Source organism: Mucilaginibacter sp. P4_E8, assembly GCF_056401495.1.
Genome location: NZ_JBFUJG010000003.1, coordinates 100191 through 125811, shown reverse-complemented (window position 1 = coordinate 125811; position 25621 = coordinate 100191). Strand labels below are relative to the sequence as shown.

Below are 25621 nucleotides of genomic sequence, written 5' to 3'. Positions count from 1 at the left end.
TTATAGTTAGTAACCGCATCCTATCCCGGGCGATTTAACCCCACAGCAGGAGCTATCCAATTGTGCGTTTTTGAAATTTTCATAGCGTTTGGTTTTAGTTTATAATTTGCCGGCAATAAAATATTGGTATTGATTATTGCTTGTTGGTGGAAACGAAATAAGCGTAATTCGGCATTGCGAGAGAGGGGTAAAACTATAAATTACAGGGGTCAAAACATATAAAAACACGTTATTTTAACAGATTTTGAAAAATACGCAAGAAATAAGTGTTAAAATAACGCTTATTTTATTTGGGGAGATTTTCCGAGCGATAGTATATCGCCAAAATAGAGGCCAATTTATTTGGATGAGTTTTTTTCAAACTCATTCATACGATAGGAGATTTGAAAACTGGCGCGGTGTTTTTTGATGAACTCGGATGGATTGACTCCGTATTGTTTGAAGAATTGTTCGCGAAAGTATTTTACATCGCTGAAGCCCACCTGGAACGCGGCTTCGTTAACATTACAATTGGTTTGGATAAGCAATTCGGCAGCTTTGCGCAAGCGCACAAACCGGATAAAATTATTAACAGACTGCCCGGTGATACCTTTCAGGCGTTTAAATAACGTTGGGTAACTAATACCGATCTCTTTGGCCAGCACATATACATCAAACTGGTCATCGGTAAAATAATGCTCGATCACCGAAATACAATTATTCAGGAAATCCTTGTTTTCCTGCGAGATACTACGGCCGTTGCTATTTTTGGTAACCTCCTTATAAAAGTAGTTCTGCAGCTCGGTTTTATTGCGCAATACACTTTTTACCCGCGCAATAAGCAATTCTTTATCAAAAGGTTTGCGTAAAAAATCAATAGCCCCCTCCTCTATACTCTTCAACATGATATCAGGCGTTGTATCCCCGGTTAAAAGTATAACAGGGATATGGCTTATGGCTTGATCTTCCTTTATGATCCGGCATAAATCAAGCCCGCTCAAACCATCCATTACAATGTCGCTTATAATTACATCAGGCATATGTTTTTTAATAAGCTCAAGACCTGCAGTGCCATTTTGGGCTTCCATTACGATATAACCAGGCGTAAATATCTTTTTGATGTATGACCGGATCTGATCATTATCATCAATCACTATAAGCGAATACTTGGCCGAACTGAATAACTCCAACGCGGCCAGATCTTCTTCCTGCTCAGCATCTTTGTTATCATCATCAATAAGTTCATTTACGTAGGTGTAATCTGGTACAGCATCATCAACTATCGCATCTTCGGAAAAATGAGCCTTACCTTTTAACAGTGCGAGCAAAAATGTAGTACCACCATCAGAGTTGTTGAAGTAGCTGATACTACCTTTATGGCTTTCAATAAAAACCTTAACCAGGTATAAACCTATGCCAAAACCTTTACGGAAATAGTTTTTATCTTTTGCCTGGTAAAACTTATCAAACAGCCTGTCACCCACATCGGCATTTATACCTATGCCGCTATCCATTATTTTAAAGTACACCAGAGTATCGTCCTGCTCAATGATAATATGGATAGTACCATGGTCGGGAGTAAATTTTATAGCATTTGATATGAGGTTGAACAGGGCAATTTCTATCTTCTCCAGGTCGCCGTATACCTCCATGTTTTCTACCCCGCTTTCAAGGCTATAATTAAGGTGTTTAATTTTAGCTTGCTGAATAAAGCAGGAATAAACCTCCCTGCATAAACTCACAAAATTTAGTTTACTCACTTTCAGCTGCGTGTTTTCGCTTTCGGTTTTCCGGAAAAGCAGTAAATGATCAACCAGACCAAGCAAGCGGCGCGCGTTACGATAAATGGTACTCAGTTCTTCGGTATTACCCTTGCTTTGATTAAGAAGATCTTTTATAGGATTAATAATAAGCGTTAGTGGCGTCCTGAACTCGTGCGATACATTGGTAAAGAAAGTTAGCTTCTTTTCGTTAAGCTCTTTTTCTTTTTCTACCTGCAGGTTGGCCAGCTTTACTTTAAACCTGAGCCTGGCCTGGTTTACCCTGTAATTATAAAGCGCGTAAGCTATAGCGAACACCAGTGACAGGTAAATTAAAAAGGCCCACCACGTGCGGTACCACGGGGGTAAAACAATAATTTTAATGGCGATGGGCGGCGCTGCCCATTGCCCCTCTGTATTGGTAGCCCTGATTTTCAGGGTATAAGTTCCTTCATTAAKGCGCGAAAAATAGGCTGACTTGAGCTTACCTACATAATTCCAACCATGATCCCAGCCTTCGAGGTAATAGGCATAGGAGATTTTTTCGGGGAATGAGTATTCGAGCGCCGTATAGCTGATATTCAATGTAGCCTGGTTAAACGGGATAGTTATTTCTTTTAATTCATTTAATGGCTGCTTTTGTTCATAGGTGCTGTCGCGCTCAATGGATACATTATTTATTGTAAAATCAGAAAGCATCAGCCGGGGCTGGTGCGCGTAAGGTGCGATACTATCAGGCGAGAAAAAATTGAACCCTTTTATGCCGCCAAAGAGCATTTTACCCGATGCCAGTTTCAAGGCCGCGTTATAATTAAACTGGTTGCTTTGTAACCCATCAGAAGCATTGTAATTGGTAATCTTTTTTGTTTTTACATTGAAGTTGGAAAGTCCGTTATAGGTACTGCACCATAAATTCCCGTTGTTATCCACCAATATATTAAGTATACTATTGCTTGGTAATCCGGCCGATTCTGTGTACCTTTTATACTGATAGGTATTTGTATCATATTGAAGCAATCCACCACCTTCGGTGCCAACCCACAAATTGCGTTTACTATCTTCAGTAATAGCCCTTATGGCCTGACCAATAAAATAAAAGTGGTGCTTTTTATGCTGAACATCAATTTTAATAAGGTTGATGTAATTTCCGGCCCATAAATTACCCGCATGGTCTTCAAACAGCGCGTGGATATTTACCAGGCTGTTATCAAAAAGCTCAAATTGATCTTTATTACGGTTGTACAAAAACAAAGCGCCTCCCCAGGTGCTGGCTGCCCACAGGCGGTGCTGCGAATCTTCATATAGTTTCCAAAAGTTTCTTTCCTCCTTTTTATCTACCTGATTGTAGCAACTATAATGTTTAAACCGCCTGGTTACATTATCAAACGCGTCAATACCGCCGTTAAAAGTTGCTACCCATATTTTGTTGGTATGGTCATTTAAAATGCTTACAACAAAATTACTGCTTATGGTTCCAGGAGCATTTTGGTGTATATAGGCTTCAAATGTATTAGTCCTGGTATTCCAGTAATTTAGCCCGCCGCCATCGGTACCAACCCACACATTATGTTGTTTATCTTCACAAAACGACAGGATGAAATTATTGATAACACTATTTTTATTAAAAGCATCATGTGCGAATAAATGAAACGATACCGGCTTGCGGTCAATAATATTTACGCCGCCCCGTAAGGTTGCTATCCAGATCCTGGATTCATCATCTTCATAAACAGCATCAACGGCACCGCTTCGTAAACTATTGGGTGTTTCGCCTGCATTGATATAAGTAAGGTTATTTGCCGATGGATTCCATACTTTGATGCCTCCCCCGTTGGTCGCTACCCAGATATCACCGTTTTTTGTTGTGGTTAAGCTAAAAATATTATTGCTGGTCAATTTGTTCAGCCCATTATCAAGCTTCGTGGTTTTAAGGGAAACGGGATCGTACATAAACAATTCGTTCCCTGAACCCGCTATTATTTTACCTTTTCCATCAATGGTCATACAGCCTGCATATGCCAGCTCAGGAGCTACAATTTTTATCTTTTCATTTACGGCGTCATATCTGCCGAGCCCAATTTTGCTTACCAGCACCCATATGGTGCCCCGGTTATCTATACGGGTAGCCAGCGTATTAAACCGTTGTTTATTAGTATCATACGAAATCTCTTTGCCAATGGTATCTGTTTTGCCAAATTTCAAGAAACCGTACGTACCGTTAGTGACAAAAACATTACCGGAGTGGTCGGCGACTATTTCATTGATATTAAACCCGATCTTAATAGGCTGATGTTGTTCATTATAACAATAAAGTGCATGAAACCGGGAATCAGCATAGTCAAAAAACATAAGGCCCTTCTCCGTGCCTACATATATTCGTCCATCGCAAGCATTAATGGATTTAATGTGATTGTTGACCAGCGAATTTTTATCCCCCCAAATATTCCGGAAAACCTTAAACGTGTAACCATCATAACGGTTAAGGCCATCATAAGTCCCCATCCACATAAACCCGTATTTATCCTTCGTTATGCAGGTGACAGAATTATTAGATAAACCATTATCAATATTAAGAACTCTGATGGGTTGTTGTGTTGCAGCCCCGACTTTGAAAGGTAATAGTATACTAAAATACAAGTACGCTTTGAAAAGGAAAACATACTTTATTTTTTTACGCATTTTTATTAAAACACACGGTTGGTTCGTAAAACTACAAATAATTTAAAAAAACGAGCATCGGGATTAATTAATAAATAATTCCAAAATATTCGTTCTGGAAGACCTGTAAAGCGATTATGTCCCCTGAAAAATATGGTTTTATCCCCCTGTAGGTCGATTAAAAAACACCTAAATTCGTATTTAGCCAATATTAAAAACCATAAACAGCATGCCAAATTTCTATTGATATGAAAAAGTCTTTTCCATTTTTATACTTTTTGTTGATTTTTTCAATCTCCCTTTTCGCTCAGCAAAAAACTACTATCCCGAGAAAAAATATTCCGCTTGATTCCATCCAGCTTAGCGATCCATTTATCCTGGCAGATTCTAAAACTGCCATGTACTACATGACGGGTACAGGCGGCATGCTCTGGAAAAGCAAAGATCTCAAATTGTGGGATGGTCCTTTCCAGGTTACAAAGACCGATCCCCAGTCCTGGATGGGCCCCCACCCTATGATCTGGGCTGCGGAATTGCATGAGTATAAGGGCAGGTATTATTACTTTGCTACGTTTACTAACCGTGACGTTAAGATTGATACAGTAAAAGGCAATGTCATAGAACGCCGTGCATCTCATGTCCTGGTCAGTGATCGGCCAGACGGACCTTATGTGCCAATGCATGACGCTACTTATCTGCCTGCTAACAAACCGACGCTAGACGGAACATTTTGGGTGGACAAGGACGGAAAACCTTATATGATATATTGCTATGAATGGTTACAGAACTGGAACGGCACTATCGAGAAAATTGAACTAAAACCTGATTTAAGCGGCTCTGTGGGAATTGGAAAGGTATTATTCCGCGCCAGCGATTCTCCCTGGAGCAGGGAAAAGGATGAAAACGGGAATGTCCACCCTAATAAGGTTACAGACGGACCGTACGTGTTCCGTACCCAAACTGGGCGCCTGGGTATGATTTGGACAAGTTGGGTGTATGACGTTTATACGCAAGGTGTGGCCTATTCTTCAAGCGGTACGCTCGATGGCCCATGGGTACATGAGAAAGAACCTATTACCCCGCCTAATTTCGGACATGGCATGCTATTCAAAACATTACAGGGCAAACTGTTGATGGCAGTACATAGTCACCAGAATATTAATGGCCGGTACCGACGGATACCCCATTTGTTTGAAGTAGATGACTCTGGCGACAGGCTAATAGTGCACGCCGAGACCATTATACGCTGACGATCACTGACCTGGCTCACCCACACCACTGGCATCCGCCGTGTTTTCCATAATATGCACTTCAACGGAAGGCATGTTGCCTATGCGCGACATCAGTTAGTCGTAAAAATCACTTTGTTCTACCAATCCTTTTTAAAGTGATCTCATAAATGGTGACTGCACTCAGAGTACAGTGCAAAGGGCTTTTATGAACGTTTTTTAAACTTTCCTGTCAAATACAAAAAGACTTAATAGAAGAACAGGGATTGGTCGATCTGATTTTGACCCTGTCAATTGATAAAGTAATGACCGGCATGGCCGCTTTGTGACGTCATCATTAAAGTTGTCACAGTATTTAAAAGATGCGTCTAAGGTGTAAACAAATTAAAAAAGCAATTATGAAAACTTCATCTTTCCACTCAAAAACAGCCATTGTAATTGGCGGAACAAGCGGCATGGGCAAAGCCACTGCAAAATTATTGTTAGAAAACGGCGCTAAAGTGATTGTTATCAGTAAAAGTCAGTCAAGTGTTGATGCAGCCGTAACAGAATTAAGCGCATTCGGCGAGGTCTCCGGAATCAGGCTTAACCTCACGTCAGATATGGACGTTACTAATTACATTTCAACACTTGATAGAGACAATCAGGCCATCGATTACCTGGTAAATGCTTCAGGTATTTTTGCTCCCAAACCATTTTTGGACAGCAAGCCTGAAGATTATGATGCTTTTCAGGATATTAACAGAGGGTTCTATTTTATTACCCAGGCGATCGCTAAAAAAATGAAAGCCAATGGCGGCGGATCAATTGTTAACGTCGGATCATATTGGGCAAAACATGCTGTCAAAGGAACTCCTACCTCAGCTTATTCAATGGCCAAAGCCGCTTTGCAGGCTTTTACACAGCATGCAGCAATGGAATTGTCTGATGATAAAATTCGTGTAAATGCCATTGCTCCTGGTGTTGTTGAAACTGGCGTTCTGGATGAATTGGCCGGTTCAGCTGAAGGTGTTAAAAATGCCTACAAGGGTTTAAACAGCATCCATCCCTTAGGCCGTAACGGCCAGCCTCAGGACGTGGCTAACGCTATCGTGTTTTTATTATCCGACGACGCGGAATGGATTACCGGAACTATTCTGGATATCGACGGTGGTCTTGCTGCTGGCCGAAGCTAATTTAATTAACTAACTTGCAGGTTATTACATGCCGCCTCACCATAAACTTTTTGATCATGTATCCATTTATCGAAAAATACGATGAAAGCCAGGACATCATCATCGTTCAGCAAGCCTGCGACGGTTCAAGGCAAGCCATGGAAAAACTTGTCAGTCTGCACCAGCGCTTTATTTATAACGTAGCGCTCAAGCTGGTAAGGGACGCTGATGACGCGGCCGACATGACGCAGGAAGTACTAATTAAAATGATAACAAAGCTCAGTTTATTCAGCGATAAAAGTAGTTTCCGTACCTGGCTGTATCGCATGGTCATGAACCATTTTATCAGCAGTAAACGCAAAAAGGCGGAGCAGGAGGTGATTTCTTTTAATAAGCTTGGTGTTTATATTGATGAGGTGCATGATAGTGAGGATATGAGCCTTGAAGAACAGGAACGGTACAGCGATCACATTACCGACGTGCGTAACAATTGTATGTCGAGCATGCTGCTTTGCCTGGACAGGCAGCAAAGAGCTGTTTTTGTGCTCGGGGGTGTTTTTAACATTAAATCTACTATCGCTTCGGCATTGCTTGATATTACTCCAGAGAATTTCAGAAAACAGTTATCGCGGGCAAAGGCAGATCTTTTCCAGTTTATGGACCATAAATGCGGGTTAATGAAACCGGATAATCCATGCAGGTGCTTTAAGAAAACGAAAGGGTTTATGAATGAAGGTAAAATAGATGCCGAAACGCAGACCTTTAAACCGGAATATCGTCAGTCTATTCTTTCAGTAACAGTTGCCAAGAACGAGGAATTAGACAGCCTTATAGAAGGCAAATACCTTCAGTTTTTTACCAGTCAGGTTTATACGGATACAAAAGCTGGCGATCAACTTATTGAATCGCTGCTTTTTGACCCGCAAATCAAGCAACTGTTTCATTTAAACTAAGCGTTACCAGTTACAATTTTAAATTTCAAAGCGATCATCACATCGCTGCCCCCGGCGTCTTGTTTCAAAGGATAAAAAGTTGTGGTCGTTGAACTTCCGGGTCAGGGTGCCGACAACACTTAATATCTAACGCGGCAAAGTTGTGAGTGCTATAAACGCACAAAACGGAAAGGTTATCCTTGATGTTAATAGCGTCAATTTCATGTCATTTCAGAAAAAACAATTGGCATATCGGGAAATCCCGATGTATATTTGTGCCATGAATCATGTAGAAATTTTTAAAGCTCTCGCTAGCCCCACCCGTTTGCAAATACTGGCCTGGTTTAAAACACCTGAATATTATTTTCCAGACCAACAAGAACCATTTATTACAGGTATTTGCGTGGGCCAGATTCAAAAGAAAACAGGTATGACCCAGTCTACCATTTCAGAAAATCTTTCTGTTATGCAACGAGCTGGATTACTTATCTCTACCCATAAGGGCCAGTGGACTTATTATAAAAGAAATGAAGCTGTTTTTCAGGAACTGAGCTTATTATGTTAAGACTTAAATATAAAAATGATGAAAAATTCAAACACCTCTCAACAACAGACTCTGTCGGAATTATCTCCGGTAGACAAGGTTCTGCATTTTTGGAATAACGTGTGGAGCTACCCTTATAATTTAGACCTCATTGATGAACTTATGGTTGAAGATTTTATGATCACCAATGCTGGTGTAGAAATCAAAGGCCGCGATAATTTTAAACAATGGGTTGCCGGATTTCTGAAAACAATAAACAATGCCAATTTAGAAAACCTGGATATCTTTGAAAGTAAGGATGGCTCGAAGGTAGTATCAAGATGGAGATTTACCGGTTTCCATAACGGCATGTTTGGGCTGGAACCTAATAATCAGCCTATAAATTTAATCGGAACTGCCATATGGGAAATACGCGATAACAAATTAGCACATAACCGGGTGGAGCGAAATTCCTGGGAAGTGTATCAGCAACTTACCAAAGACCCTTCCCAACAAAAAATTTAATCATTTAATTACCCCTATTTACAGGTTATTATTGAATCAATGTATCGGCTTATTCCGAAATAACGATTCAGTTTAATTACCTTAAATATAAAAGTCAATTTCTTTTAATAGCATTAGCGTTGAATAAGCGTTGTTTATTTAACGCTAATGCCGCGGGGTTACATATTATCATTAATGAAAATTATGCACAGCACCGGGCTTCATTTAAGACATTCTGTTGGCAAAACAAGAAATGTAACCTTAAAAAGAACGCTATTACAGGCGGTCCCCTTTTGGATCGCATCCATTATTACAGGTCTGGTTGCAGTTCTTTACGGTAAGTTTTTTCAGATAGCGGAGGATTTTACATCTTCCATTTTTGACCGGTATGCATGGGCGTTGTTCATTTTGTCGCCCGTTTGTTTTGTTGTGGCCTGGTGGCTCGTTCACCGTTTTGCACCTTATTCCAAAGGAGGCGGAGATCCCCAGGTTATGGCGGCCATACAATTATCGGCTACCCGCAAAAACAACCCGGTTGTTGACAAACTATTAAGCCTCCGTGTGGCATTCATAAAAGTAATTTCAAGTTTATTCATGGAACTTGGCGGCGGGGCTATCGGCAGAGAAGGCCCTACTATTCAAATAGCCGCTTCCATATTTAAAATAATATACGGGGTACTACCAAAATGGTGGCCAAAAATCACCAAATCAAGTATGCTTATCGCGGGTGCGGCAGCTGGCGTGGCCGCAACATTTAATACGCCTTTAGGAGGTATTATTTTTGCGATGGAGGGCTTAACCAAAACACACTTCAGTTATAATAAAACCGCAATTGTTTCGTCTGTTATTATTGCTGGCCTTACAGCACAAGCGATGCTGGGCCCCTATTTATACTTAGGCTCACCAAAGTTGAATGGCCTTTCTTCATACATATTTTGTGGTGTAGCAGTAGTTGCCCTGATTTCAGGATTGCTTGGAAGCTATGTATCAAAATTGATCCTGTTCATTTTCGCGTGGAAAACAAAATTTAAATTCTCCTGGCATCATGTATTATATGTTGTAGCATGTTCACTTATCATGATTACCCTGGCTTACTTCGTTAACCGCGAAATTTTGGGTTCTGGTAAAGATGTTATGCAAAATACCCTGTTTACTTCTGCTAAATATGTACACTGGTATAGTCCTATATTAAGAATTACCGGCCCATTATTATCGTTCACAACAGGCGCGGCAGGCGGCATATTCACACCGGCATTGGGTGCGGGAGCAAGTATAGGTTCTTTAGTGGCCAGTTGGTTCAATTTTTCAGCTATCGATACTAATATGCTTATTTTATCGGGAATGGTTGGATTCTTAACCGGGGTAACGCGGTCGCCATTTACATCGATAATCATCGTATTGGAAATGACAGATCACCATGCCGTAATATTTCATTTGCTATTAGCAGGTATGATTTCCAGCCTCGTATCCATTTTAGTAGACAAACATTCGCTTTATAGCTATCTCAAACTTCAATTTATACGGGACCTGAATACTACCGAAGAAACTGAAATGGTTGAACACGTTGAACAGATCAAAACATAATTTATCCCTTAATCTGCTAATACATTTTTTCTAAATTAAAATCATATGAGAGAACAAAGGTTTAATCTCGCACACCGGCTCATTCACTGGGCTATCGCTTTTACCACGTTATTTCTTTTACTGACTATTCTGTTACGAATGGGTTGGATGAACAAAGATCATGTAGGAAACATCATTCAGCAAAACCTGAATAAGTCAAATGTTCACATCAACACAAAAGATGCAGCAGTTATAGGGAAGGCAGTACGCAAACCCATGTGGAACTGGCATATACTGGCTGGTTATACCTTGATTGGTCTCTACATCATCAGGATGGTACTGATTGCCGTACAGGGAATTGCCTACAAAAGTCCATTTTCAAAAAAGACCAAAAAAAAGGAAAAGTTTCAGGCCTGGGTTTATATTATTTTTTATGCTTTACTGGTGGTATCCCTTTTAACGGGCTTTATGATACAAAACGGGCCAAAAAGTTTACAGCATAATATGGAACTTATTCATGTGCAATCACTTTACTATGTGGTTACCTTTATTGTATTGCATATTGGAGGTGTCATGCTCGCTGAGTTTGGGCCTGAAAAAGGGATAATTTCAAAAATAATAAGCGGCGACAAAGCCTGAATATCAACAATTTGGCTACCTCTGGAACCGGCTCCGGGATGCTTTAATAGCAGGCATATGCTCATTAGCCCAATCGTACAATGCCATGAGATGAGGAACGAGCGTTTCACCAACCGGTGTTAAAGAGTATTCCACTTTAGGAGGAATCTCCGGGTACATCTTCCGGGTCACTAATCCATCTGATTCCAGCGTCTTCAAAGTTACTGTCAACATTTTTTGAGAGATCGTTTCGATCATTTGGTGAAGTTCGTTGAAACGTAAGGTGCCATGATCCGCCAGCATGATCACCGTGCACATAGACCATTTATCTCCCAGACGTGACAAAACATCCGTGATCGGTGCTTTCTCCCGGCCCTCCTCACATTTTCTTAAATTTTTTTTGTTCATATCTATTTGATTTACAACAACAGTTACCCCGAAGTAAGTATCTGATTTACAGGTACGTTATTGTTTTTACTAAACATACCTTTTACCTTTGACTCACTTTAAGTAAGTTAATATACAAAGTTAATTAAAAGAAAATGAAAACAATATTAGTTACCGGCGCGACCGGTCCTCTGGGTGCAGCAGTAATCACTACGCTATTAAATAACAAAAATGCATTTGCTGTCAAAGCACTTGTCAGAGACGAGACAAAAGCCAATGCCTTTAAAGACAAGGACGTCAGCACCGCCATTGGCGACTACAATGACTACCCCTCGCTTGTTGAAGCTACGAAAGGTGTTGATACGATAGTGTTAATATCCGGTAACGATCTTGAACACAGGGCAAACCAGCATCTGAATGTGATTAGGGCAGCTAAGGAAAACGGTGTAGAAAAGATCATTTACTATAGTTTGCAGCGTAAAGACGATAGTGAGGACGGTGGCTTATTGGGAAACAAGACAGTTGCCCACATGATAACCGAAAAAGCACTCATAACATCAGGTATTACTTATGTTATTTTACAGGTATCGCTTTATACGGACATGATCCCACTTTACGCGGGACAACAAATAGTAGAAACGAAAACCATCTACCTGCCGGCAGAAAATGGTACAGCGGCATATGCCCTTCGCGCGGAACTGGGTGAGGCCGGTGCAATTATTGCCATAGATGAGAACGGACAATATGATAACAGATTTATTGTGTTGGCCGGCCCGGAGGCCATAACCTGGGCAACTATTGCCGATATGATCAGCGCCGTGACAGGTGATAAATTTAAGTATATCTCGCCTGAAGTTGCTGAATTTCTGGAAACCATGAAAAATAACGGAACACCAGAATGGCTGGGTCCTGCACTTAAAGAGATGCAGCAAGCGGTGGCACAAGGAGAATTCGCTAATGTAACCGATGATCTGGAAAAAATACTGGGACGTAAGCCCGAAACGGTCTTTAATTATCTGAAATCTTTCTACAGCAAATCCTAATTAATTAACGCTAATGAAAACTACAAAAATCACCTATTGGGTGTTAACGGGCATTACAGCATTGGGCAGCTTATTTTCGTCCTATTCGTACCTAACATCGCCGCAAATGGTTGCAACCTTCGGGCACCTTGGTTTTCCCTCCTATTTCCGGATCGAACTGGCAGTGGCCAAATTTCTGGGCATCATCATATTGCTGGTTCCTTTGACCGGTACGTTAGCAAGGTTAAAGGAATGGGTTTATGCGGCATTCACCATTGTCTTTGTATCCGCGTTTATAGCACATTCCTCCGTGGGTGCCCCCATCGTCATGCGTGTTTTCCCAATCATTTTTTTAGCGTTTTTAGTAGGATCGTACATTTCTTACCATAAAATTAAGGACAGGAATTTGCAATCTTAATTGGCTCAAATAGGAGTTAATAAGAAAAGTGATTTACAAAAGGATAAATAGTACGATGAATTGCGTATATTAATTTTTCCCGATAACTTCCCTTCGGTGTTGAATTCCCCAATCTGTCAGATTGTTAATTATGGTCTGTAACGTTTTGCCATGTTTGGTGAGTTCATACTGAACAGTTACAGGGTGCGTGTCTAAAACTGTTCGTTCAACCAACTTGTTTATTTCCAGTTCCTTTAATTCCTTGCTCAACATTTTGTTCGAAATACCCACCACATCGTTCAAAATGTCTGAAAATCTTCTTTTGTTGTAATGGCAGATAGATGAGATGATATAGATCTTCCATTTCCCGCTCAGCACATCCATAGCATCGTGAACAGCCATCATTTCTTTTTTACGATCCTGTTGAAATTCTTTTATACACTCCATAAGTTACTTTGTTACTTCAAGGTTACTGTTACTTTTAGATACAAAGTTACTAAAATATATCTATCTGGTATAACTTTGCAGCTCAAGAATTTAATAGATAGAGAAAATGAATAAACTAAAGAACAAAGTAGCCGTAGTTACAGGCGGCAATAGCGGTATTGGATTCGGTATTGCAGAAGCATTCAGAAATGAAGGTGCGGTTGGCACCATTACCGGAAGAAACGAGTCGACATTACACAGTGCTGCAGACGCGTTAGGCGCAGATTTTATCGGAATTAAAGGTGATGTCACGAATATCGATGATCTGGAAAATATATTCAAGAAAACCACTGATAAATTTGGGAAGATTGATGTATTGGTAGTTAATGCAGGTGGTATTGTGGACGGTGTGCCAATGGCTGCGATAAACGATGTTACGGAAGAAAATTATGACCGTTACATGGACCTGAACTTGAAAAGCGCCTATTTCACTGTACAAAAATCCCTTCCATATTTAAATGACGGTGCTTCCATCATTCTTATTGGATCGACTGCTGCGCATCGTGCCGCACCGGGAATGACTATCTACGGAGCAGCAAAGGCGGCTATCATATCATTGGCAAAAGGTTTGTCGCTGGATCTGTTGTCAAGAAAAATACGGGTTAATACACTTTCGCCAGGTTCTATTGATACGCCTGTTTTTGGAAAAATTGTACCGCAAGAACAAGTGGAACAGGTAAAACAAATTTGGATAGATATTACACCTGTAGGCAGACAAGGACTTCCGTCTGATATTGGAAACGCCGCTGTATTTTTAGCATCAGATGACTCGGCTTTTATTGTTGGTACCGAAATTATATCAGATGGCGGCATGACAAATATCAGCCTGATGAAATAATTTATCTTAAATAAACAATACTGAAAATGATACAGAATAATTATAATGGAGCGTTGCAGAAACCAATAGGTTCTGGATTTAACGCAACATCAACTACAAATGATGTTATTAAAGGAGTTGACCTTAAAGGAAAAATCGCTATCGTTACTGGCGGTAACACAGGCATTGGTTTGGAAACGGTAAAAACCCTATCAAAAGCCGGGGCAACAGTTATTGTACCTGCAAGAGATGTTGAAAAAGCAAAGGAAAACCTGAAAGGAATTACCAATGTTGAAATAGAAGAATTGGATCTGATAGATCCTCATTCTATTGACACTTTTGTCGAAAAGTTTTTGGCTTCGGGCAGACCATTACACTTGCTCATTAACAACGCAGGAATTATGTTCGTGCCGTTACGCCGTGATGCAAAAGGAAATGAATCGCAACTCGCCACCAATTACCTGGCAGTGTTTCAACTCACTGCCAGGTTGTGGGACGCGCTAAAAAAAGCGAAAGGCGCAAGAGTGATCAATGTTTCTTCTTTGGGGCACCATTTTGCACCTTTCAACTTCGATGACCCGAATTTTGAACATCGTGACTATGAAACATTGCAAGCCTATGGACAATCAAAAACCGCTGTCAATCTCCTTTCGCTTGAATTGGACAACCGTGCTAAATCATTTGGCGTAAGCGCATATTCAATACACCCCGGCAATATTTGGGGAACAGAATTAGCCAGAGAGGCTCCAATTGAAATATTACAGCAATTTGGCTTCTTAGATGACAAAGGAAATCCTGTACCGGAAGTTATTGATTCGCTTAAAACCATTCCGCAAGGTGCGGCCACAACCATATGGGCTGCTACGAACCCGCTATTAAACAAAATAGGCGGTGTGTACCTCGAAGATGTTGATATAGCCGAATTAGCTATCGATTCATCAATACCCAGTGGCGTAAAACCGTATTCTTTAGACAAAGCCAGTGCCAAACAATTGTGGAAACTGACCGAAGAGTTAACAGGCGTTACATTTAACGTTGATTAATTTTCCCTTTGTATCACGCAGGCATATGTTATTTCAATTCAAACACATAACACCCTACATTTAACGTCCTGCAACGAAGGCAAGTTGATCGCAGAGGAATTTATATGCGGATACCATATGCCTGTGTGGTTCATTTGGTTCGGGCCCAGCCAATGGCTATCATAGCTTTAATGAACTCAAGCAGACAGCAGATATTTCTAAAAAACCTCAATAACCATCCCTTTTAATGATTATGGACTTTGCTGTTTTTTCAAAGATCCAATTATGGCTGGACAATTCTCAAATTATTCTAAAGTCATTAAGGAAGAGGCGGCTTCAATTAAAAGAATGACGGAATTCCAGCGGCGAGAGGCTGGTCTTGATCTTGAACAGTTTACTGAAGGATTGCAGGTGTTCAAAACCCAACTCGTAGGCGATCTGGCTAACGGAAAGATTGGTTGTTGAGAGTTTCTCTTTAGCCAGTTCGATCAGTTTATTGTGAAGATGCTGCTGGGTATTCTGGCCGGTCAGGGATTTGAGCAAACCGCTCAGGTAGCCCGGTGAGATATTTAAGTTTTCAGCGATATAAGTAACGCTGGGGAGTCCTTTTTGAGAAAGTGCGCCGCTATTGAGGTAATTGGTGAGTAAATCTTCCAGTTTGATTAGGATTTCATGACTGGCGATCTTGCGGGTTATGAACTGGCGCTGGTAGAACCTTTCCGAATAGGTCAGCAATAATTCCAGATGGGCAATGATCACGCTTTGGCTGAACCGGTCAATATTGGCATGGTACTCTTGCTCGATATTTTGTGCGATAGTTGTGAGCATAGTTTCTTCCTTGTCCGATAAATAAAGCGCCTCGTAAACCGAGTAATTGAAGAATTCGTATTGTTTGATGGTTTTAGCCAGCGGGGTGTTCCATAAAAAATCCGGGTGGATCAGGATCATCCAGCCTTCGGGACGGTGCATCACGCTGCCTTTTTCAATTTCGACCCCAAATACCTGGCCGGGTGACATGAAGAACAATACACCTTCGTCGAAATCGCTTGCCTGCTGGCCGTATTTGAATTTAGCGTTCTTCACCCTTTTCATCGAGATCGAATAAAAATCATAGATCAAACTGAACGTGCCTTTGGCCAGGGGCCTGTCCAGGTGGTCCATATGCACCAGGCCGATCAGCGGGTGCGCCGGATTAGGCAGGCCCGCAGCCCGGTGATATTCAGTGATCGTATGAAAATGGTAAAGCTGATTATTATTCATAACTATAATAAAGTTCGTTATTTTTTATGATAAGCTGCAGCAAACTCTTTAGCGAAATCAGCGAGTTTGGCTTTACCCATTTTTGGTTTGCTCCGGTGAAAATTCTCCAGGCTTTTGCCGCTGTGCATGGCTGCCTGCATTTCGACTAACGTCTCCGCCAGCTTTTCGGGAACTTTGGCCATCTTTAATCCCTGCAGCATTTCTTTGTCCGATAGTAGCACCCATTTTAACCAGGGCTTGCCTACGGCAGTACCGATGATCTTTGCCGCTTCGTTACAAGTCATTTCCTCGCTGCCTACATAACGGATGGTTTTTTCTTTGGGTAATAATCGCAGTTCCTCAGCAACGGCATCCGCGATATCCTTTGGCGATACAAAAACGATCCGGTCTTTTCCGCCATAGTTCCCCATTAGTAAGCCGGTCTTGCCGGTCAGCAAGGCCCGAAGACCGAAATAACGCAGCGTCAGGAATTTGCCGATGAAGTCTTTGCCTTTGATCAGGTCGATAGACTGGTAGAAGTTGGTATAAAAGGCCGCGGGCCGCATGATCGTAATGGAGGCGTCCAGTTTATCTAATATGTGTTCTACGTTTTCGGCTTTAACCAGGTCTGCCGCCCAACCGCTCAGGAGTACGATCCGTTTGGTGCTGGCTTCTTTGAGGGCTTGTGCATAGTTTTGCGCCATCCGGTGCAGGTAATCACCCAGATCAGGCTCGCTAAAACTCAGGGGGATCATGGCATAAACCGCGTCTGCGTCTTTAAAAGTATTGATCAAAAACCTAACATCAGAGATCGAGCCAATTGCTGGTGTAGCACCTAAGTTTTCGATAGCTGCCTGTTTTTTGGGATCGCTGCTGACAACAGTCACCGCATGTCCCTGGGCGATCAATATTTCTGTAAGCGGCTGACTGATGTTCCCTAAAGAACCGGTTACAATAATTTTCATCGCTTTTTATTTGGTATAAACGCCGTTATCAATATCGGCAAGTAATGTGGAGTGCGTTGAATGCCAGTTCAAATGTTCCTGTGTCCACTTGCTCGATGCCGGGCAGTCTATCGCGGCCATGTGTGCAAACCAGCCAAAATGTTCAGCGGCTGCTTCAGGTGATATGGAAACTACCGGGATATCCAACTGTTTGCCAATGGCTTCGGCTATCGTTTTAACCGTGATGGCTTCTTCGGCAGAAGCATGATAACGAGCGTCCGGTGCAGCGTTCTCTAATGCCAATCTGTACAAATGGGCTGCATCCAGACGATGTACCGCGTTCCAGCGATTCTGTCCCTCGCCAATATAAGCCGATACGCCTTTTTCTTTAGCGAGATTGACCAGAATGGGTATGAAGCCATGTTTGTCGTCATCGCCATGCACCGATGGCGACAAACGGATGGCTGCCGCACGCACTCCCAGCGCTGCTACAGCATCTGCAGTTTGTTCGGAAACCCGCGGCCAGGCCGGGTTGAACGGCGGGATGATATCTTCGGTGGCCAACTTTCCCGGGCATACCAGCGCCGTACCGGAGGTAACAATAAACGGGCGGTTAGAGCCGGCCAGCACTTCGCCGATGGTTTCAATGGCTATTTTATCTACCTGGCAAACTTCCTGGAACCGGGTAAAGTCATGGATGAACCCGGCATGGATCACGCCATCTGCAGACGCAGCACCGCTGCGCAGGCTGTCGAGAACCTCCAGGTCACCCCGGTGTACTTCTGCACCGGCATCAATCAGCTTTTGGGCTGATGCATCCGAACGGGCCAGTCCCAATACCTGGTGGCCGGCGCTTATTAATTCCTGCACAATGGCAGTACCGATGAAGCCTGTGGCTCCTGTAACAAATACACGCATAATTAATTTTTCTTTTGTTGATACAAAGATGGACTGCTTTGGCTGGCAGGATTTATCCAAATCTGTGTTTGGTTTAGCCAAAACCGTAAAAAGCATACAAACATCCTGAATTCGTGTTATCTGCCGGCCGCGTTTTGAACTGACCTTTGGGTCATCATATAAAACACAAAAAAATGAAAAAGACAATTTTAATCACAGGGGCCAGCAGCGGTATAGGTGCAGCAACTGCCCACCTATTTTTAAGCAAAGGCTGGAATGTAATTGCAACCATGCGCAGTCCTGAAAAGGAAACCGCCTTAGTTAACTCGGATGAGGCGCTGGTTACCAGACTCGATGTGCAGGATTTGGTTTCTATTGAAAATGCGGTAAATCAAGGTATCGAAAAATTTGGCCGGATCGATGTGTTGCTGAACAATGCCGGTTATGGCGCTTATGGGATTTTAGAATCTTTTTCGAGGGAGCAGATCATCCGACAGTTCAACACCAATGTCATCGGATTATTGGATGTGACCAAGGCCGTATTGCCGCATTTCCGTGCGAACAAGAACGGGATCATCATTAACATTTCCTCTATCGGCGGTAAAATGACTTTCCCTTTGGGGACTTTGTACCATGGGACGAAATTCGCGGTGGAAGGTATATCAGAATCGTTGAGTTACGAGGTGGAACAGTTTGGTGGCAAAGTAAAGATCGTTGAACCAGGTGCTATCGCGACCGATTTTTCAGGTCGATCGCTGGATTTTAGCAATGATGAAAGTATGGCCGAATATCAACCCATCGCCCAAAAGATACTGGCGGGGATGCCGGAGTTTTTTAAGAATGCTTCTCCGGCCAGTGTGGTTGCGGATGTGATATTTGAGGCGGCCACCGATGGTAAAAACCAGTTACGCTATACTGCAGGCGAAGATGCTAAAGCGATTATCGCACAGCGGGGGGAAGTCGATGATGCCACGTTTATCGCAGGGATGAAAACACAATTCGGGATTTAAGCTATATTTACAGTAATGAGCTTGTTCCTCCATTTACAAAGCATTTCAGACCTGTTCCGGTTCTTCCGGCTGGAACAGGCTGTCCGGCACCCGCTGGTGGCAGTGATCGATTTTAGCAAGGTCAGCGAAGATATTACAGACAAGACATTGCTTTCCTGCGATTTCTATTCACTGATCTGTAAAAGCTATAACCGGAACAACGTCAAATATGGCCATAAGATCGTCGACTTTCAGGATGACAGCCTGATCTGTATGGCGCCGAACCAGGTACTGGAACTGGAAAACGATTTTGAGCCCGATGCGGTCATAACCGGCTGGGGTGTATTTTTTCACCCGGACCTGATCAGGGCAACCTCATTATTTGAAAAAATGAAGGATTACAGTTTTTTCGCTTACGAAGTTGGGGAAGCGCTGCATCTGTCGGATAAAGAGAATCAGATCCTAAAGGACTGCGTGTCGAAGATCGAAGCGGAATTAAAGGAAAATATTGACGACCACAGCCAAAACATTCTCGTTTCGCAAATTGAACTGTTGCTAAATTACTGCACCCGTTTCTACAGCCGGCAGTTCATTACCCGTAAGAACTCGAACAATGCAGTCGTCATGCAAATAGAAAGGATTTTGAGTTCCTATTTTCAGGATAGTTCTGAAAAACGCCTGCCGACCGTCAAAGATTTGGCAGAACAGGTGTTTTTATCACCAGGCTACCTGAGCGACCTGCTCAAAAAAGAAACCGGCAAGAACACCCAGGACCATATCCATTTTTATTTGATCGAGGAAGCTAAGAACTTGCTACTCAGCACCGATAAGTCCGTCGGCGAGATCGCCTATGCTTTAGGATTTGAATATCCGCAATATTTTAATAAGCTCTTCAAACAAAAGACCGGAAAAACCCCTATCGAGTTTCGCAGCCTGAACTGAAAGTAAGCATTTTGCTAAATTGATTTTGTTTCAAGAACGCTATTCTAATGCGCATATTAAATATAAATTAGCTGTAATAAACTGCTCTAATTATGAAAGTGTTGCTGTCTGTGTTCTTTTTTGTAATAGTATCCTGTAATGCAAAATGTAAAGAATATACTGACAGTCTTTTACAGGTTTTAAAATCCGAAATCCTTAAAAAAAAATTCTACGATGCTGAAAAAGACCGCCATATCAAAAAATTAAAAGAATCCTTAGGCACGGTTCCCAAAACCGATTTTTACACGCAATATGCAATTTGTGATAAATTGTACCAGGAATATAAAGATTTTGTATTTGATTCGGCACATGTATACACCAAAAAACTTCTCGAATTAAGCGGTCAGATGCATGATATTCCTAAGCTTTACGAAAGCAAAATAAAGCTGGGGGCTATTCAATCGTCCTGGGGTATGTTTAAGGAAACTTTCGAATGTCTTAATCAAATTAACGTAAGGCAGGCGCCCGACAGTGTCAAATTAAAATACTATGAATTAAAATCCAAGGCATATACCAGGCAGGCTTTATACAATACAGATGAATTTTATTCTCCTTCCAACCGCGCAGAGTCTATAAGAGCGTTAAACGCAGCAATACAATTAAGTAAGCCGGGATCTTACGAAAAATACAGACATTTAGCGGAACTCTGCACTATATACGGGCAAAACGACAAAGCTGCGGCTTACTGTATCAAATTACTAAACAGCAATTTGCCAACATATCATGAACGAGCCATGATAGCGCACGATTTAAGTAACTTGAGTACGGGTTCCAAAAAAATACGACTAATAACGCTTGCCGCCATTTATGATATCCGTTCATCAACCAAAGAGACCCTGGCTATTTTTACACTTGGGAAAATATTAATGGATGAGGGCAGAATAGAAGATGCCGAATTGCTTTTGCAGGAAGCACTGGATCAGGCCAGTATTTATGGCAATAAGTTGCATAAAATAGAAATTGTAGCTATTTTAACTACACTGTCTGCCCAAAAACTTATTAACTCTGAAAATAAAAAAAATCAAATATTAACGTATCTGATAACCATTTTGAGTATAGCTATAGCTGGTGTAGCAATTATATCTGTAGTTGTATATATCAGGCTAAAAAGAGTAAAGCGACGTGAGGCTATTGTCAGGGAAAAGAATCTGCATTTAGACGGATTAAATAAAAAACTTTCAGAAGATACCCAGATCAAAGAAGAATACATTGGTTATTTTTTTGACGTTATTTCTGGCTATATCCTCAAACTTGAAAAAATTAAAAGAAATACCGAACGCAAGATCAAAATAAAGAACTATGAGGAGTTATTGCATTTAGCCAATGAAATTGATATTAAACAGGAACGCCATGCTTTATTTCATACGTTTGACAATATATTCCTTAAGCTGTTCCCTAATTTTATTGCCGCGTTTAATGCCTTGCTAAAGCCTGAAGATCAGATATGGCCAAAGGACAACGAAGTTTTAAATACCAATCTGCGCATATTTGCTCTGATGAGATTAGGTATTAAAGATAATCGAACAATAGCCAATATATTACAGAGTGCTGTAAGTACTATTTATACCTACAAAATTCGCATTAAGTCAAAAGCACTTGTTCAGGGCGATGAGTTTGAAAACAGGATAATGGAGATCAATTTCGTTGATAGCAGTGACATCCATCCTTAATCAGATTTACTCGTGCTTTTTGATATTTAAGGTTATCCCCCGGGTTAATCTACGGGTTAATTTTAATGCTTTTAGCTTGAATACTTTAAGTTAAAGTTAGATTTTTTGCCAACCAATGTGTTTTAATTTATTGATAATGAATTTATTACAATAAAACGCAAGTGGATTTTTTGTAAGCATCCACCAAAGTGGCATTTATTTTAATTTTCTATGTACAACTTTGTACATATCCAATCATTTACGGTTAATCTAAGTTTAACCGCACTACCGATGATRGGAAACCCTTATAAACCAAATAATAGTATATTTTTTTCGGAGATGTAATGGCGTGTGTAAAATGTGGTAAGCAGGCTGCAGGCTGCTGATAAATTTTGCCGGTCGAAAACGAGACTTTGATGTTGACCATAAAAATGCAGTTATAAAGCTATGCTCCAAAATTGCATGGCGCCAGGTTCCCGTCCAAAGGAGTTATCGGTACCATAGCTATTATCCCGAAACAGCATAAACCAATGATTAAATTGATAGGAATACCTCTTGCGATGTTCCTAAAACGATTTTATTAGCCAATTTTTTAACCTAAAAAAAGCATGCCAATGAAGAAAAACTAAAGGCAGTCATCACTGAAATTTCAATCATTATCTTTTAGTATCTAATCAAAAACCAATTATGAAAAAAAAATTACGAACAGCAATTTCGATTTTCAAAAAGCCTCCGTTTTACATAGTCATTATGTTATTTCTGTCAAACACCAGTATTGCCGGTGGTTTTAAGAACGTTGCACCAGGTAAAATATCGCGTACTGCAAAAATAAATGGGCACCCCATTGCCATAACTGTAAAAGGAACCGTTACCGACGGCGCGACCGGTGAAAAACTGACCGGTGTTTCTGTTGGTGTAAAGGGAAAACAAGCCGGAACATTGACAGATGTAAATGGAAATTTCTCCGTTAATGTTGACGGAACAGAAACCTTGGTATTTTCCTATATCGGATATGAGTCTGTAGAGGTTCCTATTAGTGGAAAAACAACAATCAATGTTAAGCTTACCTCAACCAACAAAAGCTTAAATGAAGTAGTAGTTATAGGTTACGGAACGGCAAAAAAGGTTTCACTAACCGGCGCTGTCGACCGGGTATCGGGCACGCAGGCGGTGGAAGGCCGCCCTGTTACCGGTGCAATACAGGCATTACAAGGAGAATCTCCCAACCTTATTATCCAACAAAAAGGCTGGAGCCCGTCGGGTGGCGGATCTTACAACATCAATATAAGGGGCACAGGAACTACTGGTAATAATGATCCCCTGATTGTTATTGACGGAATTATTGGCGGTGATATTAACACGTTGAACCCTAATGACATTGATAATATTTCCGTTTTAAAAGATGCCGGTTCTGCCGCCATATATGGCTCCCGATCTGCTAATGGTGTAATATTAGTTACTACCAAAAAAGGAAAGCTTGGGACTAAACCCAGCATTACTTACAACGGCATATACGGTACACAAGTTCCTCACTTTACCTTTCACCCTGTAAGTGCTTATGACAATGCGCTTGATAAAAACATGTCGCTGGCCAATTCAGGCAGACCACCTCAATACTCAGATCAGCAACTGGCAGATATTAAAGCGAAGGGTGACGGCGATTGGCGGTTGGAAACAATTATGCACAATGCGCCCCAAACCAATCAAAACTTAACCATAAGTGGCGGATCGCCAACCAGCACCTATTTGATGTCTTTTGGCTATTTTGATCAGCGGAATTATTTAGAGAAAAGTTTGATCAATGGTACTTATGGATTAAGAAGGTTTAACTTTCGTTTAAATCAAACAGCTACGCTTGGTAATTTCAGTACCGGATGGAATTTAACCTACGCGAAGATCCAATATAACGAACCATTCAACGATGTAGTTGGCGACGCGCTTCGTGCTCCACTAACCGATAGTTTTCAGGATGCTCAGGGGCGTTACATTACCGGGTTTGTAACATCTAACCCATCAGATCTTTTACGTAACGGCGGTTTTCAATATACAAACAATGATGAGATAAACGGTAGCTTTAACGCTGCTTACGCTATTACGCCTGCTTTTAAAATCAGAGCAGTATTCGGCGGTACAGTGAAGGCAAATACACAGTTACAAAGGCAAGTCGACTTAAAATATTACCCTACAGGAGAGTCTAACTCAAGCAGGCAAACGGCCAACTATAACACCAAATCGCTTGCTACAAATACCAACTTAATTGCCGAATACACTAAAAACTTTGGTAAACATTCCTTAAATGTTTTGGTGGGTGTAGCAAATGAGTCATATACATCAGAAGGAAATGGTGTGCGTAAATCATTAACTGACTCCCTGTTGGGTGTTCCAACTACCGGCACAATAATAGATCCGGGTTCAAACCCAGGCACCGGCGGTTCATACAATTCCCTTACAAATACCACTGAAACCAGTCTTAACTCCTATTTTGGTCGCGTATCCTACTCTTTTGCCAATAAATACTTTTTAGACGGTACATTCAGAGGCGATGCCTCTTCAAACTTTCCTAAGAATAAGCGCTGGGGATATTTCCCTTCAGTAGGCGGCTCCTGGCGTTTAAGCGAAGAAGAGTTCATGAGCAATTATAAAGAGAAAGTAGGTGATTTGAGGGTGAGAGCAAATTATGGGGTATTAGGAAATCAAAACGTTAGCGCTTATCAATTTACATCTTCATTTAATACTAATGCCAATGTATACGCCTTTAATAATACTTCAACAGCAGGTGCTACACGTAACCTCGCCAATACAGATCTTACCTGGGAAAAGGCAGCAACGCTTGATGTGGGCGCGGATGCTACATTCTTTAATGGCCAGTTAACGGTAGGTGCGGATTATTTTAACAAAATAACAAGGGATATCCTTGCTCCACGGCAGGACGTTCCAACGCTCTTTGGGTCAGGCTTCCCTTCATATAATGTTTCTAAAGTTCAAAACAGAGGGTGGGAATTAAAAATAACCTATGCAACCAGAGGAACATTCGCGCAGAACTTCTCATTCAGTATTTCAGATGCCAAGAGCAAATTACTGGCATTCAGTTATGGTCAAACAGAAAATGTATTCCAGAGAGAAGAGTTTGAGTTTGTTCGCAGGGTAGGTTTCCCTATAACGGTTTATCAGGGCTATAAAACCAATGGTTTGTATCAGTCACAGGCAGAGGTGGACAGCTACCCCAGGTTCGCGAATTATACCACAGGCCTGGCTCCGGGCGACTGGAAGTTTGTTGACAAAAACAATGATGGCAAAATTGACGCACAGGATAAATTCATTTTAGGCGACCCTTTTCCGAGATACACATTTGGCTTTAATTACAATGCATCGTTTAAAGGTTTCGATTTAACCATATTTATACAGGGCGTATTAAAAAGAAGCGCCCTGATAAGAGGCGAATTAATTGAACCTTACCACTTTAGCAATTATGGAGGCACGGTGTATGATAGTTCGAGCGATTTCTGGACACCGCAAAATACCGATGCTAAATATCCCCGCTTAGCCGAAAACGGAACGGTGGCTAACAATAATGATTACCGTACCGGCTCTGATATGTATTTATTTAATGCCGCCTACGGAAGACTTAAAAATGTACAGATCGGGTATTCTTTACCGGTTGGTTTATTATCTAAAATAAGTGTAAAAAGAGCAAGGGTATATTTTACGGCTCAAAATATACTCACCATATCKCCTTTGAAATTTACCGATCCAGAAGGAACTGAGTTCGGTAATAATCTGGACAACACTGTGGGTGCAAACAGCCCGCGCGGATATCCGGTGCCTGTTTTCTATGGTATGGGTTTAGACATGACTTTTTAACAATTAAAAT

21 protein-coding genes are annotated in these 25621 nt (G+C 41.4%); 15 read left to right on the top strand and 6 right to left on the bottom strand.

Annotated features, from left to right (window positions below):
• Positions 1-338 precede the first annotated feature (338 nt).
• Entirely contained in the window at positions 339-4418 is a 4080-nt protein-coding gene (locus AC1DRQ_RS02730; RefSeq protein WP_477422081.1) for a two-component regulator propeller domain-containing protein, read from the bottom strand.
• A 227-nt stretch (positions 4419-4645) separates the two neighbouring features.
• Between AC1DRQ_RS02730 and AC1DRQ_RS02725 the strand changes: the two genes are divergently transcribed.
• The 7 genes from AC1DRQ_RS02725 (at position 4646) to AC1DRQ_RS02695 (ending at position 10941) form a co-directional block, all read left to right on the top strand.
• Complete coding sequence (locus AC1DRQ_RS02725) at positions 4646-5647, top strand: glycoside hydrolase family 43 protein (protein WP_477422080.1); 1002 nt, start codon at positions 4646-4648, stop codon at positions 5645-5647.
• Between the two features lie 377 nt (positions 5648-6024).
• Positions 6025-6801, top strand: coding sequence for an SDR family NAD(P)-dependent oxidoreductase (locus tag AC1DRQ_RS02720; RefSeq protein WP_477422079.1), 777 nt, complete (start codon positions 6025-6027; stop codon positions 6799-6801).
• A 56-nt stretch (positions 6802-6857) separates the two neighbouring features.
• Positions 6858-7733, top strand: coding sequence for an RNA polymerase sigma factor (locus AC1DRQ_RS02715; protein WP_477422078.1), 876 nt, complete (start codon positions 6858-6860; stop codon positions 7731-7733).
• A 142-nt stretch (positions 7734-7875) separates the two neighbouring features.
• Positions 7876-8277 (top strand): ArsR/SmtB family transcription factor, encoded by a 402-nt coding sequence (locus tag AC1DRQ_RS02710; RefSeq protein WP_477422077.1) that lies wholly within the window; start codon positions 7876-7878, stop codon positions 8275-8277.
• A gap of 15 nt (positions 8278-8292) precedes the next feature.
• Complete coding sequence (locus AC1DRQ_RS02705) at positions 8293-8760, top strand: ester cyclase (protein WP_477422076.1); 468 nt, start codon at positions 8293-8295, stop codon at positions 8758-8760.
• A gap of 174 nt (positions 8761-8934) precedes the next feature.
• Entirely contained in the window at positions 8935-10323 is a 1389-nt protein-coding gene (locus AC1DRQ_RS02700; RefSeq protein ID WP_477422075.1) for a chloride channel protein, read from the top strand.
• A gap of 45 nt (positions 10324-10368) precedes the next feature.
• Complete coding sequence (locus AC1DRQ_RS02695; RefSeq protein WP_477422074.1) at positions 10369-10941, top strand: cytochrome b/b6 domain-containing protein; 573 nt, start codon at positions 10369-10371, stop codon at positions 10939-10941.
• Between the two features lie 15 nt (positions 10942-10956).
• Here the strand turns inward: AC1DRQ_RS02695 and AC1DRQ_RS02690 are convergent, their stop codons facing one another.
• Positions 10957-11328, bottom strand: coding sequence for a winged helix-turn-helix transcriptional regulator (locus AC1DRQ_RS02690; RefSeq protein ID WP_477422073.1), 372 nt, complete (start codon positions 11326-11328; stop codon positions 10957-10959).
• Between the two features lie 134 nt (positions 11329-11462).
• Between AC1DRQ_RS02690 and AC1DRQ_RS02685 the strand changes: the two genes are divergently transcribed.
• Positions 11463-12350, top strand: coding sequence for an SDR family oxidoreductase (locus AC1DRQ_RS02685; RefSeq protein WP_477422072.1), 888 nt, complete (start codon positions 11463-11465; stop codon positions 12348-12350).
• Positions 12351-12363: 13 nt separating this feature from the next.
• Positions 12364-12747: a DoxX family protein gene (locus AC1DRQ_RS02680; protein WP_477422071.1), complete on the top strand. Its 384-nt coding sequence runs from the start codon at positions 12364-12366 to the stop codon at positions 12745-12747.
• Positions 12748-12816: 69 nt separating this feature from the next.
• Here the strand turns inward: AC1DRQ_RS02680 and AC1DRQ_RS02675 are convergent, their stop codons facing one another.
• Positions 12817-13173, bottom strand: coding sequence for a winged helix-turn-helix transcriptional regulator (locus AC1DRQ_RS02675; protein ID WP_477422070.1), 357 nt, complete (start codon positions 13171-13173; stop codon positions 12817-12819).
• Positions 13174-13279: 106 nt separating this feature from the next.
• Between AC1DRQ_RS02675 and AC1DRQ_RS02670 the strand changes: the two genes are divergently transcribed.
• Positions 13280-14050, top strand: a complete 771-nt coding sequence (locus AC1DRQ_RS02670) for an SDR family oxidoreductase (RefSeq protein WP_477422069.1) — start codon at positions 13280-13282, stop codon at positions 14048-14050.
• A gap of 26 nt (positions 14051-14076) precedes the next feature.
• Complete coding sequence (locus AC1DRQ_RS02665; protein WP_477422068.1) at positions 14077-15072, top strand: SDR family NAD(P)-dependent oxidoreductase; 996 nt, start codon at positions 14077-14079, stop codon at positions 15070-15072.
• A 315-nt stretch (positions 15073-15387) separates the two neighbouring features.
• On the opposite strand, the gene AC1DRQ_RS02660 is transcribed toward AC1DRQ_RS02665, so the two are convergent.
• Genes AC1DRQ_RS02660 through AC1DRQ_RS02650 form a run of 3 tightly spaced genes read right to left on the bottom strand, consistent with a single transcriptional unit; the run spans position 15388 to position 18152 of the window.
• On the bottom strand, positions 15388-16311 hold the full coding sequence (locus tag AC1DRQ_RS02660) for a helix-turn-helix domain-containing protein (RefSeq protein ID WP_477422067.1): 924 nt from the start codon (positions 16309-16311) through the stop codon (positions 15388-15390).
• 17 nt (positions 16312-16328) lie between these two features.
• Complete coding sequence (locus tag AC1DRQ_RS02655; protein WP_477422066.1) at positions 16329-17255, bottom strand: SDR family oxidoreductase; 927 nt, start codon at positions 17253-17255, stop codon at positions 16329-16331.
• Between the two features lie 6 nt (positions 17256-17261).
• A complete protein-coding gene (locus tag AC1DRQ_RS02650) occupies positions 17262-18152 on the bottom strand; it encodes an SDR family oxidoreductase (RefSeq protein ID WP_477422065.1) in 891 nt (296 codons plus the stop codon).
• 173 nt (positions 18153-18325) lie between these two features.
• Here AC1DRQ_RS02650 and AC1DRQ_RS02645 point away from each other — a divergent pair, with 173 nt between their 5' ends.
• The 4 genes from AC1DRQ_RS02645 to AC1DRQ_RS02630 all read left to right on the top strand — a co-directional run bounded on the left by AC1DRQ_RS02645 (position 18326) and on the right by AC1DRQ_RS02630 (position 25611).
• The gene (locus tag AC1DRQ_RS02645) at positions 18326-19141 is read left to right on the top strand and encodes an SDR family oxidoreductase (protein ID WP_477422064.1); all 816 of its coding nucleotides are present in this window, start codon (positions 18326-18328) and stop codon (positions 19139-19141) included.
• A 15-nt stretch (positions 19142-19156) separates the two neighbouring features.
• A complete protein-coding gene (locus tag AC1DRQ_RS02640; protein WP_477422063.1) occupies positions 19157-20062 on the top strand; it encodes a helix-turn-helix domain-containing protein in 906 nt (301 codons plus the stop codon).
• 92 nt (positions 20063-20154) lie between these two features.
• Positions 20155-21771: a DUF6377 domain-containing protein gene (locus tag AC1DRQ_RS02635; RefSeq protein ID WP_477422062.1), complete on the top strand. Its 1617-nt coding sequence runs from the start codon at positions 20155-20157 to the stop codon at positions 21769-21771.
• Between the two features lie 666 nt (positions 21772-22437).
• Positions 22438-25611, top strand: a complete 3174-nt coding sequence (locus AC1DRQ_RS02630; protein WP_477422061.1) for a SusC/RagA family TonB-linked outer membrane protein — start codon at positions 22438-22440, stop codon at positions 25609-25611.
• Positions 25612-25621 lie beyond the last annotated feature (10 nt).